Here is an 11,965-nt window from a genome sequence, read left to right on the forward strand (position 1 = left end):
AGCCTCCTGACATTACTGCATGAACCAGCCGTGGCTGACGACGATCGACTGGCCGGTCAGGGCATTGCTTTCGAAGCCGGCAAAGAACAGTGCCGCTTCGGCGACATCCTTGGCGGTGGTGAACTCACCATCCACCGTGTCCTTCAGCATGATGGTACGGACGACCTCCTCCTCGGTGATCCCGAGGGTCTTTGCCTGTTCGGGGATCTGCTTGTCGACGAGCGGCGTGCGCACGAAGCCCGGGCAGATGACGTTGGCGCGCACCTTGTGCTTTGCGCCTTCCTTGGCCACCACCTTGGCAAGACCGGAGAGGCCGTGCTTGGCGGTGACATAAGGCGCCTTGAGGAGGGACGCTTCCTTGGAATGCACCGATCCCATGTAGATGATGCTGCCGCCCTGGCCCTGGCGATACATGTGGCGGAGCGCGGCACGGGTCGTCAGGAAGGCGCCATCGAGATGGATCGCCAGCATCTGCTTCCACTTGGCGAAATCATATTCATCGACCGGCGCCACGATCTGGATGCCGGCATTGCTGACCAGAATATCCAGCTGGCCGAACCGGGCGACGGTTTCATCCACGCCCGCGTCCACCTGTGCTTCGCTGGTCACGTCCATGCCGATGCCGATCGCGGTGCCTTTTCCGTAGCGCGCGTCGATCTCTTCGGCGGCGCCATGGGCGGCGTCTACATTGAGGTCGGCAATGGCAACCTTTGCGCCGGCCTCGGCAAAGGTGAAGGCGATTTCCTTGCCGATGCCACTGGCGGCACCGGTCACCATGGCGACTTTACGGGCGAGTTTCATGGATGCTCCTGGTTTGCGAGATAATCATGGATGACCTCGCCGAGGCCGAGCGTGAGATCGGCGCGAAAATGCGAGGCGGACAGGATCTCCAGCACCGGCAGGTCATTGACCGGTGCCAGCGCGTGGCTGTCGAGTTTCAGGCTGCAGGGGCCGGTATAGGCCCATTTGAGGTCGATATCCTGCAGATGATATTCCACCAGCTCGCAGATGCGTGGCGTGCCATCGACATGCGGAATGATCTTGAGCAGGAAATTGGGCGCTGCAAGAGAGGCCAGCACGGGGCCATCCTCGAGCCGCACATGCTTGTAGCCCATCGTTGCGGTCGCGACCCGCACCGACCCATAATCGAGTGTGGCGACAATACAGTCGGTTTCGGTCGTCAGGCGGGGGCTCGCAAGCTTCTTGGGAAAGCCCCAGAGTTCGCGCCCACCGGCAATCGGCGGATCGTCATTCAGGAACATGCAGTGCGTATAACCGCCCTTTTGCCCCCGAAAGGAAACGGGGATGACCTGGCCGCTTTCGGTATAATCGCCAAAGCCGGTCGAATCCGGCATGCGGATGAATTCGTATTTGACCACCGGATTGTCGCGGTCGATCTCCAGCGGTTCCGGCACCAGCCGGCGCAGAATATCAGGGTCGGTGCGGTAGGTGATGATCAGGTATTCGCGATTGAAGAACCGGTAGGGTCCCTTCGGAAATGCCGGGCTGGTGAGCGGCATGGCGAAGGCCTGCTTCAGGATCTCTGCTTCATTCATAATGGTCTTCGGCTCCAGGGGACCGCAATTTAGAGGCTCGACGAGCAGCGGCCTTCAGGCTTTGCCCGCCCGACAGGGGTGAGACTGCCGACCCCGCCGTCGCCGGCGAGATCAAGTCTTTCGGATCGACATCTTTCGGCCTGCAGATGCGGGAGGGTATCGCTGCGTTGCCAAACGTCCGCTTTGACGAATGAATGTGTAGCGGTCTCAGCTATGCCACCGGAAGTGAGACAGTGTTTGGCTCACTGTGAGCGGTCTGCGAAGAGGTCTGGCGCGTCAACAGAACGGCTGCGCGATGCGCAAGGGTGCCGTGGCTGCATCACGTGGGACCAAGGGATGCGGCTCGGGTATGGCGGCGAAGATGGCAGCCATCATCATAAGGTGGAGGGTCGCATTGTCGCGCACCTCGTATCAGGCATCGTACAGCGTCAGCAGCACCCTGGTTATCAACGCCGGGAAGGCTCCAGAAGAACAAGCGGGAAGCTTATGCGAAGCGTCTGCACCCATTGCGGCAGTGCCGTTTGATGCACGCGATGTGCGCCCTCCCAGATATCCATAAAAGTGATGACCCGGATACTGATGATCGACACGCGTCATGCCCAGGAAGCCGAGCTGAGGGAGAATGCCGCGACATTATCGGCGTACCACCATTGCGTCAGCGCATCCGGCACGTCCGAAAACAGCAAAGCCCGATGGTTGCCTGCGAATCTCAGAATCGCAGGCAACCGTGTCCGTTACGGGAACGCGCCACAGCCAAGGAAGCAGGGTCTTTTGGCTGTTCCGCGTCGGTTCGGCATGAGTGTTAAAGACATGCGAGGGTGGACGAACATCTTCGTAAACGATGCGCCACGGGTGCCGGAAGTGAGATCACCTTAGGCTTACTGTAAGTTGCGGGAAGGACGGCTCAGGCGGAGAGCACGCTTGAGATGATTGCCTCGCCGGTCAGTGCCCTGAACCGGTCGGAATCGCGGATGGCATCGAACCGGCGGTCCATGCGCATCCAGACGGTGGACAATTCGCGCTTGCGCAGGGCGAGATGCAGATAGCGCAGGGCCGCCTCGCCATCGCCAATGGCGCAGGCGAGGGTGGAATGGGAGAAATAGCTCGCCTTCGCACTGCCGGCCTTCAGAAGGGTGGCGGCGCGGTCAGGCGATCCCAGCCAGGCCTCCAGCTCGGCACTGGCAAAGACCAGCAGTGGATGCGTCATCATCATGTTGCCGAGCGGCTGCAGACAATGGCGGGCAAATTCGGAATTGCCGGCGAAGTGGGCGCCGAGCGCCAGATAGAACAGGGCTTCCATCGGCGCGTTGCGCAAGGTCACGGCGGATGCCATCTCCGAAAGCCGGGCGAAGTTCCGGGACTGGAAGCGGCTCAAGGTTTCCGCAATATCCTGTTGCTGGGAAAAGGGCTCGATCCGCCGAGCCTCGGCAAAAAGCCGCTCGGATTCGTCCTCCCGCCCGCGCGCTGCCAGATAGGTCCCGAAAACCCGGGCGGTTCTGGCGTGGTATCCGAAGTTCATCGCAGCATTGAAACTGGTTTCCGCTCCCGCCCAATCCCGCTCCAGCCATGCCTGGACCACGCCCAGAGCGGTCAGCGCTTCTGCCGATTGCGGATCGATTTCGAGCGCCTTTTCGACGGCAGGGCGCGCGAAGGACCGTGCCGTGACCGCATCGACCATACCGATCCGGAACATGTCGCAATAGCAATCGGAAATGCCGGAATAGCCGCGCGCATAATCGACAGTGTCCTCGGCGATCTTCGAGAAGATGGACAGCGATTCGCGCAGGCTTTCCGGCACCTGACGATCGAGCAACTGGCGTGCCCTGTAGAGCTGACCATGTGCCTGAGCGGCCGCCGGCCCGGGCTTGACAAGGCGAGCGCGCAGTTTGGATGTATCGAACCGGTGGCGGCTGACAAAGGTTGTGGCAATCCGTTCCGCCAGGTCCGCGTGTTGAACGACAGAACCTTCGAACCGGTCCGAGGTGACGACCACGCCTCGGGTATCGGACACTTCGAGCGTGACGCGGATGATCCCCTCATGCTGACGTACGGTCCCCTGGATAACCGCGTCGAACCCAAGTTCCGCCGCCAGATCGCGTATGGACGGCTGCCTCTCCTTGTAGGCGAATGTCGTGGCGCGCGACAGAATGCTGATCCCGGGCTCGGAACCGAACGCAAAACTCAACTCGTCCGTCATGACATCGGCAAATTCCTGGGTGGCCGCTTCGCCAGACACCGCACGGAAGGGCAGGATGGCGATCACGGCGCCCGGCCCGTTACGGAAGATGTTCCGGTCGGATCCCTGATGCAGGGGCACAGCATCGCGCTCGCCGGATTTGATGACGAAGGCCGGCACATAGGTCCCCGTCGGGATCATGATGCCGACCGGATCCGATTGCCCGTAGATACGGCTGTGCTCCTCCAGCTTCTTGCGCAGCCGCCTTGCCTCCACGCGAACGGTTGAATCAATGCGGGGATCGTAGGGCGGATCGCGCTGGTAGACTGCATTGCCGATGACGGCTTCCTTCAGGTCGCCGGCACGGCCATTCAGCGTTTCTTCCACCACGTAACTGAGCAGTTCGAGCAGGCGTTCGGAACCCGCAAATGCCGGGCTTTTTCGCAACAGCTCCATCTGCTCCCGTATGGCCGAAGCTGGCAGGTCGGTTTTCATGAAATACCCGTCGGATCAGAGGTTTAGGTGCACGCCTCCGGATCGTTCGCTGCCGGCTGGGGTCCTGCTTCCACCGGTCGTCCCCCAAGCCCGCTGCCCTCAAGCGACGTGAGTTCCGGTGAACTCACGACCAGCTAACTTCCGTTAATGCAATTAAATATTACTTCTGGGCCAACTTCAACATCAGGTGGTGTAGCGCACTCTTGAGGGACCTCGGCCAAGCGTCGTTTCTGCATAAGGCGTCAGCCGACACGGACCCGACGATCCGCCCCGGACCGGCCCCAAACTGACCCTGCAGAACATCGATCTCTCGTTCCTGGCCACCGCCGTAAGCTTGTCCAGGTGACAAACACGTATTCGCGCTTTCTCTGAAAGGTTACTGATAATGGTGAGTAAACTCGGCGCGGCACTCGGCGTCGCAAGCATCGCAGGCCTTGCCGGGCTGTTGTGGTTCGCCACCCGTCCGCCTCCGCTTGTCGTGCAGGGCGAGGTTTCTGCGGATCGCGTTGATGTCAGCCCGCGCGTTTCCGGTCGTGTTGCACAACTGAATGCCGATGTCGGCGATACGGTGAAGCAGGGCACTGTGATTGCGCAGCTTGAAAGTCCGCAACTGGTCGCCGCCACGCTGGCGACGCAAGCGGCGCTGGCCGTGGCAAGGGCGGATCTGGATCGTGTGAACAGCACGCGTCCCGAGGTAATCGAAGCACACAAGGCCGAAGTGCGCGCCGCCGATGCCGACGTGGTGCTCTACCTCTCGGACAAGGATCGCCAGAGCAAGCTCGCGGAAACCAATGCGGTACCGCAGGCGCGGCTGGAACAGTCGAGTCGCAACCTCGAATCGGCCCTGCGTGCCCGCGAAGCGGCACAAGCCAATCTCGATCTGGCGGTCGCCGGTGCCAGCAAGGAAGAGCGGGCGCTCGCCGTCACGAAAGTCGAACAGGCCGAAGCAACGCTCAACCAGCAGCAGACCGATGTGAAGGAACTGACGCTTCTTGCCCCCATCGACGGCCAGGTGACCACACGGATTGCCGAACTGGGCGAAAATTTCAGCGCCGGTGCACCGCTCTATTCGATCGTCGATATCGCCCATCCCTGGTTTACCTTCAACCTGCGCGAGGATCTGCTGAAGGGCCTGAAGGTCGGCGACAGCCTGTCCGTCCTGGTGCCGGCGCTCAAGAATGCGACGGTGAATGCGCGGGTGACGGTGATCAACGCACAGGGGCAATATGCGACCTGGCGCGCCACGCGCGCCACCGGCGATTTCGACCTCAGAACCTTCGAGGTGCGCGCCGAGCCGGTGGACCCGACGGACGGGTTGCGGCCCGGCATGAGCGCCATCCTCTCCTGGTCCCGTCCGGAGCGATGAGATGCGCGGAAAAACCAGTCTGCGCCCCGGTTTCCTCATCGTCTTCATGCGGGAATTCGGACAGTTCCGTAAACATCCCCTGCTGCTCGCCCTGACGGTGGTGCTGCCGCTTTTCTTGATGGGCATCCTGTCTGCCGTGTTCAGCCAGGGGCTGGCGACACGGCTTCCGATCGCCGTTCTCAATCTGGATGGCGGCGATCTTTCCCGCACGATCATCCGCACCGTCGATGCGACGCCGGACACGGCGGCCACGATCACGGTGAGCGATCTTGCCGAGGGGCGCCGGCTCATCCTGTCCGGCCGGGTGCATGGTCTGCTGATGATCCCGGACAATCTCGAGCGCGACGTGTTTGCCGGTCGGCGTCCCGAAGTGGTGTTTTTCTACAATACCCAGACCATGACGCAAGGCCTGCTGACCCTACGCGGCGTCAATGCCGCCCTTGCCGGTGTGGAAGGTGGCATTCGCCTGTCTCTGCGCACGGAACGTGGCCAGCCCGTCGATGTCGCACAGGCCTCGCTCTCGCCCATTCCCGTCCAGATCAACCCGCTGTTCAACCCGACGCTCAATTACAGCCATTTCCTGCTGGCGGCGCTGATGCCGGCGGTGCTGCAGATCATAATTGCCACATCGACGGCCTATGCCGTGGGACGCGACGTGGAAACCCGCCATCGCCTGCGCGTACTGCGCCGGCTGGGCGGCGGGCTGTGGCCGGCGATGTTCGGCAAGCTTTTGCCCTACACGCTGGTGTTCCTGTTCGTTCTCGGCATTGCGGATCTTGTTCTCTTCCTGTGGTTCAGGATGCCGCTCAGAGGGGACCGGTTGCTGCTGCTGTCGGCAGGCGCCCTGTTCATCCTGGCAAACCAGCTGTTTGGCGCGCTTCTGGCCGTCCTTATCCGCTCCACGGCGACGGCCATCAGCGTGGCCTCGCTGGTCACCGCGCCGGCCTTCGGCTTCATGGGCATCGGCTTCCCGCGGTTCGGTATGACACCCTTTGCCTTCTACTGGGGTGAGGTGCTGCCGGGTACCTGGTATCTGACGGCCCGCATCGACCAGACACTGCGCGCCGCGCCGGCGGATCTGTCGCTGCAACCGCTGGCGGTGCTCTTGTTCATGGTCATCCTTCTTGCCACCGTGACGGCTGTCTGCCTGGAGAACCAGGGTGCCCGGCGTCAAAGGGCAGGCCGTGCGCTGGAGGCTGCATCGTGAGCCCCGTTCTGTTCATCTGCCAGATGGAATTGCGGCGGATCCTGACGCTGCGACCGGTCTTTTCGGTGATGATCATCGCCGTCGTGATCTACTCTGCCTTCTATCCGCAGCCCTATCGCAGCGAATCCCTTCGCAACGTGCCAATCGCACTTGTCGATCTGGACGACAGCGACATGAGCCGCACCTTCGCCCGCAGGCTTGACGCCTCCGCCGATGTGGCGATCGTGACGGCATTGCCCGATGTCGTGTCCGCGCAGCGTGAGGTTTTTGCGCGCCATCTCCATGGCATTCTGGTCATTCCGAAATTCTTCGAGCGCGATCTTCTGCATGGTCGGCCCTCACCGCTGGCGCTTTATGCCGATGCCAGCTACTTCCTGCTCTACAGCCGGATTTCAGGGGCGGTGACGGCACTTGCGAAGACCATGGGCGCGGAGATCGAGGCGAAGCGTCTCGTCGCCGCCCATGTCGATCCGGATCTTGCGGTCGCGGCAACGGACCCGATGCCGCTGACGGCGATCCCGCTCTTCAATCCGCAGAGCGGCTACGCGACCTATATTCTGCCCGCCGCCTTCCTTCTGGTGCTGCAGCAGACCCTTCTGATTGGCGTCGGCCTGCTGGGAACCTATCCGAACGCATGGGAACAGGCGGCCCGGGACCGGAGGATCGGTGCCGTTGACCGCATCATGGGTTGCCTGCTCGCCTACCTGGTGGTCGAGGCGTTCGCCTTCGCCTTCTACCTGATTGTCCTGCCCTATCTTTACGGTATTCCGCGACTCGGCGCCATTGGGCCGATGGCGGCCGTGGCCGTCCCCTTCATTCTGGCCGTCTGCGGTCTTGGCATGCTGATCGCCCGGCTGCTGCGCAATCCGGTGCTCGTGCAGCTTGTGACCGCAGCCCTCGGCCTGCCCTTCATCTTCATGGCGGGCTTTACCTGGCCGGCCGAGGCCATGCCGGAGATCTTGAAGAAGGCGGCGCTTGTCATCCCCAGCACGAGCGCGATCAATGCTCTCGTCAATCTCGGGCAATTGGGGGCAAGCCTGCAGGATGTCGGAACCTATGTGCTGACGCTGGTGAGTCTCGCCGTTTTCTATTGCGGGCTGGCGGTCATCCTCGAAGCCAGAAGCGGCAAGGAGCACGGCACGCCTGTCCACGCTGACCCGGGCGCGTGACACCCCTCTCATTGGCTCATGCACCGCTCGGCGGCCGGATATGCGAGCCTCGGGATAGGTTCCTAACCGCACATATCCGATTGCCTTAAGCTTTATGGTTCCACGAAAGGTAAGGTGTGCTCCTGATCGATCTGACACAGAATGCGGCGGCTCAGTTTACGGGCATGATCCTCACGTTCGTGGTGATGAACTGGATCGTCTTTCACAATAGGAAGGTGCTGCTGTTGCTCAGCCGTGCTCTGCTGTTCGTACTTCTCAGCACCTTCCTCTATGCCCATGACAGCACGCCATTTTCTCCGAACGCTGCCGGATCGATGAGCGTCACCATGATCGCGCTCTTGGCTGCGAAGGCTGCGTGGTGGTTTGTCGGTTCGGCCTGCCTTGTCGGTCTGGTGCGGATTTTCCTGATCTTCGAGCGCAAGCCGCGGGAAGCGCGCCTTCTGCAGGATCTGGTCGTTGCGGTTCTCTATGGCGGTGCCTTCCTGGCGGTCATCTCCTATGTGCTGAGCGTGCCCGTGGGCACTCTCGTTGCCACATCCGGCGTCTTTGCCATCATTCTCGGCCTGGCACTCCAGAGCACCTTGAACGATGTTTTTTCCGGGATCGCGCTCAATCTCGGGCGTCCCTATACCGTAGGCGACTGGATTGTTGTCGATGATGGTGCGGAGGGGCGCGTCGTGGAAACGAACTGGCGCGCCACCTACCTGATCAATGGCGCGAACGACCTCGTCACCATTCCAAACAGCAGTCTGGCGAAGGCGAGGCTCGTTAATCGCAGCGGTCCCGACATCAGCCATGGCGCCAGCGTGAAGCTGCGGTTCGCCATCATGACGACACCGGTTGCGGTGGTCGAGGTGATGGAAACGGCGTTGAAGGGAGCCAACGCTATCCTCCAGGTGCCGCCTCCCACTGTGAAGATCTGCAGCCTGGACACCGAAAGCATCGAACTTGAATTGAGCTTCCGGATCGCCAGCCTGGCCGATGGCGTAAGGGCCAACAATGAAATCTTCGATCTCGCTTTTCGCCATGCCAAGGCGCACGGCATCAGGCTGGCGGATGCGGCAGGTTCCGTTCGAGCGCCCGAGCCCTCATCGCAAGGCGCCAACCCCGGCACCGCACGGCGCTTGGTCAATGCCTTGCCTCTTCTTGGCTCATTGACCGAGGACGAAAAGGAAGCGCTGAGTGCCGCAATGACACGGCGCACGTTCCGCAAGGGTGACCTGATCGCTCGTCAGGGCGAGATCATGAACACCATCCTGATCCTGCGCTCCGGGGTGGTCTCGATCGACCGGGACGGCACCGAATTGATGCGGCTTTCTCCCGGGGACTGGTTCGGCGAGGGCGGCTTGCTCACCGAAACCGAAGAGGCCGGAAACATCACGGCCCTCACCCCCTTGGTGGCCTACGAGATCGATCGCGATACGATCGCTGCCCTCCTCAAGGACCGCCCGGCGATCGCCGACGAGGTGAGCGCAATCCTCTCCCGCCGGCTGTCGGAGGAGAAGAGGCGCCTTGCTCCGCACGATGCTGCCAAACCGCCCCTCTCTTTGGCAACACGGATAAGGCACATCTTCAACATCGAGGGTTTTTGACGCAGGCAGTTGCCCGGTGTGACGCGTGGCTTTGCCGTCCACCTTCCGCAGGCAAGTCTGCACAAAACCGGGGACAGGGGCGTCGGGCCATGGCATAAGGCGCGCGAAAACCATTCGGGCCCTTTGTCGACATGATCCGCATCGAAAACATTTCCAAGCAGAACAGCCATCGCCTTTTGTTCATCGAGGCCTCCGCCGCGCTGAACAAGGGGGAAAAGATCGGGCTTGTCGGGCCAAACGGCGCCGGCAAGACCACGCTCTTCCGGATGATTACCGGCGAGGAGCTTCCTGACGAAGGTCAGGTCGCCATCGAAAAAGGCGTGACCGTCGGCTATTTCAACCAGGATGTGGGGGAAATGTCTGGACGCACGGCCGTCGCCGAGGTGATGGAAGGGGCGGGCCCCGTCAGCACGGTGGCGGCCGAGCTGCGTCTTCTGGAGGCGGCGATGTCCGATCCCGACCGTATGGACGAGATGGACGCGATCATTGAGCGCTATGGCGAGGTGCAGGCGCGCTACGAGGAGCTGGACGGCTATGCGCTGGAAGGCCGCGCCCGCGAGGTTCTGGACGGGCTCTCCTTCAGCCAGGAGATGATGGACGGCGATGTCGGAAGGCTCTCCGGCGGCTGGAAGATGCGTGTGGCGCTTGCCCGCATTCTCCTCATGCGGCCCGACGTGATGCTGCTCGATGAGCCGAGCAACCACCTCGATATCGAAAGCCTGATCTGGCTTGAATCCTTTCTGAAAAATTATGACGGCGCGCTTTTGATGACCTCGCACGACCGCGAGTTCATGAACCGCATCGTCACCAAGATCATCGAGATCGATGGCGGATCGCTCACCAGCTATTCCGGCGGCTACGTGTTCTACGAGCAGCAGCGCGAACAGAACGAAAAGCAGCAGCAGGCGCAGTTCGAGCGCCAGCAGGCCATGCTTGCCAAGGAGATCAAGTTCATCGAGCGCTTCAAGGCGCGCGCTTCGCATGCAGCGCAGGTGCAGAGCCGGGTGAAGAAACTCGACAAGATCGACCGCGTGGAGCCGCCTCGGCGCCGCCAGACCGTCGCCTTCGATTTTCTGCCGGCGCCGCGCTCGGGCGAAGACGTGGTGAACCTGAAAAACGTTCACAAGGCCTATGGCAGCCGCACCATCTATGCGGGGCTCGACTTCATGGTGCGCCGGCGCGAGCGCTGGTGCATCATGGGCATCAACGGCGCCGGCAAATCGACACTCCTGAAGCTGGTGACCGGCAGCACCGCGCCGGATGAAGGCAGCGTCACCATTGGTGCCAGCGTCAAGCTCGGCTATTTCGCCCAGCACTCCATGGACCTGCTGGATGGCGAAAGCACCGTGCTGCAGTGGCTGGAAGAACAATTCCCCAAGGCCGGTCAGGCACCGCTTCGGGCGCTGTCCGGCTGCTTCGGCTTTTCCGGCGATGATGTGGAAAAGCGCTGCCGGGTGCTGTCGGGCGGCGAAAAGGCAAGGCTCGTCATGGCGGCCATGCTGTTTGATCCGCCCAATTTTCTGGTGCTGGACGAGCCGACGAACCATCTCGACCTCGACACCAAGGAAATGCTGATCAAGGCGCTGGCTGCCTATGAAGGCACGATGCTGTTTGTGAGCCATGACCGCCATTTTCTCGGCGCCCTCTCCAACCGCGTGCTGGAACTGACACCGGATGGCATCCACCAGTATGGCGGCGGCTATCTCGAATATGTCGAACGCACGGGGCAGGAAGCGCCAGGACTGCATGTCTGAATTCGGCGGTCAGCTGCAAGGGGTGAACAGGTCGTGCATGAAGGTGCCACAGATCTTGTAGGTTAAAATTCCCATTGACGTTGGCTAATACAAGGAATATTTTCCTTGTATGACCTATTCCCGTTCCCTCCCGTTGTTGACCCTGATGATCGGCCTTGCTGCGACACCTTTCGCCAAGGCCGAAACGCTGGTGGAGGGGCCGGTCGTGGCGGATGTCATTCGTGTTGTGGATGGCGACACGCTTCTGGTGACCGCACGGCCCTGGCCGCAACAGAGCGTGGAAGTGTTCGTGCGGCTGCGCGGCATCGATACGGCAGAGCTGAAATCCAAGTGCGATACCGGCCGCCAGGCTGCAGAAGAAGCCAAGCGCCTGCTGGAAGACATGGCCGCCCGCTCACCGCAGGTGAAGCTCTCGCGCATTGCCGCGGACAAATATTTCGGCCGGATCGTGGCCGACGTTTCGCTGGCCGACGGACGTGATCCGGCCCGCGAAATTCTGCAGGCAGGGCTTGCAACGCCCTATAGCGGCAAGGGTCGCAAGAACGACCTCTGTGTTCGCAGCTGATTGTTGAGCCGGCCACTGCACTGCGCCTAATAGAAACGGCCGGCGGATTGCTCCACCGGCCGTGATGCGTAAGGGACGCGGCTCA

At 61.6% G+C, this 11,965-nt stretch carries 9 protein-coding genes; 6 read left to right on the top strand and 3 right to left on the bottom strand.

The annotated features are described in order from the left end of the window. Nucleotides 1-12 precede the first annotated feature (12 nt). From ACEXP3_RS20755 to ACEXP3_RS20765, 3 genes are all read right to left on the bottom strand, one after another. Nucleotides 13-801, bottom strand: coding sequence for a 3-hydroxybutyrate dehydrogenase (locus ACEXP3_RS20755; protein ID WP_377299028.1), 789 nt, complete (start codon nucleotides 799-801; stop codon nucleotides 13-15). Continuing rightward, the gene (locus ACEXP3_RS20760; RefSeq protein ID WP_377299029.1) at nucleotides 798-1,556 is read right to left on the bottom strand and encodes an acetoacetate decarboxylase; all 759 of its coding nucleotides are present in this window, start codon (nucleotides 1,554-1,556) and stop codon (nucleotides 798-800) included. Before ACEXP3_RS20760 ends, ACEXP3_RS20755 begins: the two co-directional genes overlap by 4 nt. 904 nt (nucleotides 1,557-2,460) lie before the next feature. Then, nucleotides 2,461-4,227, bottom strand: a complete 1,767-nt coding sequence (locus ACEXP3_RS20765) for a hypothetical protein (protein WP_377299031.1) — start codon at nucleotides 4,225-4,227, stop codon at nucleotides 2,461-2,463. 385 nt (nucleotides 4,228-4,612) lie between these two features. Here ACEXP3_RS20765 and ACEXP3_RS20770 point away from each other — a divergent pair, with 385 nt between their 5' ends. The 6 genes from ACEXP3_RS20770 to ACEXP3_RS20795 all read left to right on the top strand — a co-directional run bounded on the left by ACEXP3_RS20770 (nucleotide 4,613) and on the right by ACEXP3_RS20795 (nucleotide 11,880). Next, nucleotides 4,613-5,593, top strand: coding sequence for an HlyD family secretion protein (locus ACEXP3_RS20770; RefSeq protein ID WP_377299032.1), 981 nt, complete (start codon nucleotides 4,613-4,615; stop codon nucleotides 5,591-5,593). Nucleotide 5,594: 1 nt separating this feature from the next. After that, the gene (locus ACEXP3_RS20775; RefSeq protein ID WP_377299034.1) at nucleotides 5,595-6,800 is read left to right on the top strand and encodes an ABC transporter permease; all 1,206 of its coding nucleotides are present in this window, start codon (nucleotides 5,595-5,597) and stop codon (nucleotides 6,798-6,800) included. After that, nucleotides 6,797-7,969, top strand: a complete 1,173-nt coding sequence (locus ACEXP3_RS20780; RefSeq protein WP_377299035.1) for an ABC transporter permease — start codon at nucleotides 6,797-6,799, stop codon at nucleotides 7,967-7,969. The genes ACEXP3_RS20775 and ACEXP3_RS20780 overlap by 4 nt, the downstream gene beginning before the upstream one ends. A 116-nt stretch (nucleotides 7,970-8,085) precedes the next feature. Then, nucleotides 8,086-9,561: a cyclic nucleotide-binding domain-containing protein gene (locus tag ACEXP3_RS20785; protein ID WP_377299036.1), complete on the top strand. Its 1,476-nt coding sequence runs from the start codon at nucleotides 8,086-8,088 to the stop codon at nucleotides 9,559-9,561. Between the two features lie 131 nt (nucleotides 9,562-9,692). Continuing rightward, on the top strand, nucleotides 9,693-11,315 hold the full coding sequence (locus ACEXP3_RS20790) for an ABC-F family ATP-binding cassette domain-containing protein (protein WP_210106836.1): 1,623 nt from the start codon (nucleotides 9,693-9,695) through the stop codon (nucleotides 11,313-11,315). Between the two features lie 109 nt (nucleotides 11,316-11,424). Next, nucleotides 11,425-11,880: a thermonuclease family protein gene (locus tag ACEXP3_RS20795; RefSeq protein ID WP_377299038.1), complete on the top strand. Its 456-nt coding sequence runs from the start codon at nucleotides 11,425-11,427 to the stop codon at nucleotides 11,878-11,880. The last annotated feature ends 85 nt before the right edge of the window (nucleotides 11,881-11,965 follow it).

Source organism: Neorhizobium fuzhouense (genome assembly GCF_042611105.1).
Taxonomy (GTDB): domain Bacteria; phylum Pseudomonadota; class Alphaproteobacteria; order Rhizobiales; family Rhizobiaceae; genus Neorhizobium; species Neorhizobium galegae_A.

What these genes read in the sequence shown, in the direction of transcription:
- ACEXP3_RS20755 (WP_377299028.1), bottom strand. Translation starts at nt 801, where the DNA reads ATGAAACTCGCCCGTAAAGTCGCCATGGTGACCGGTGCCGCCAGTGGC.
- ACEXP3_RS20760 (WP_377299029.1), bottom strand. Translation starts at nt 1,556, where the DNA reads ATGAATGAAGCAGAGATCCTGAAGCAGGCCTTCGCCATGCCGCTCACC.
- ACEXP3_RS20765 (WP_377299031.1), bottom strand. Translation starts at nt 4,227, where the DNA reads ATGAAAACCGACCTGCCAGCTTCGGCCATACGGGAGCAGATGGAGCTG.
- ACEXP3_RS20770 (WP_377299032.1), top strand. Translation starts at nt 4,613, where the DNA reads ATGGTGAGTAAACTCGGCGCGGCACTCGGCGTCGCAAGCATCGCAGGC.
- ACEXP3_RS20775 (WP_377299034.1), top strand. Translation starts at nt 5,595, where the DNA reads ATGCGCGGAAAAACCAGTCTGCGCCCCGGTTTCCTCATCGTCTTCATG.
- ACEXP3_RS20790 (WP_210106836.1), top strand. Translation starts at nt 9,693, where the DNA reads ATGATCCGCATCGAAAACATTTCCAAGCAGAACAGCCATCGCCTTTTG.
- ACEXP3_RS20795 (WP_377299038.1), top strand. Translation starts at nt 11,425, where the DNA reads ATGACCTATTCCCGTTCCCTCCCGTTGTTGACCCTGATGATCGGCCTT.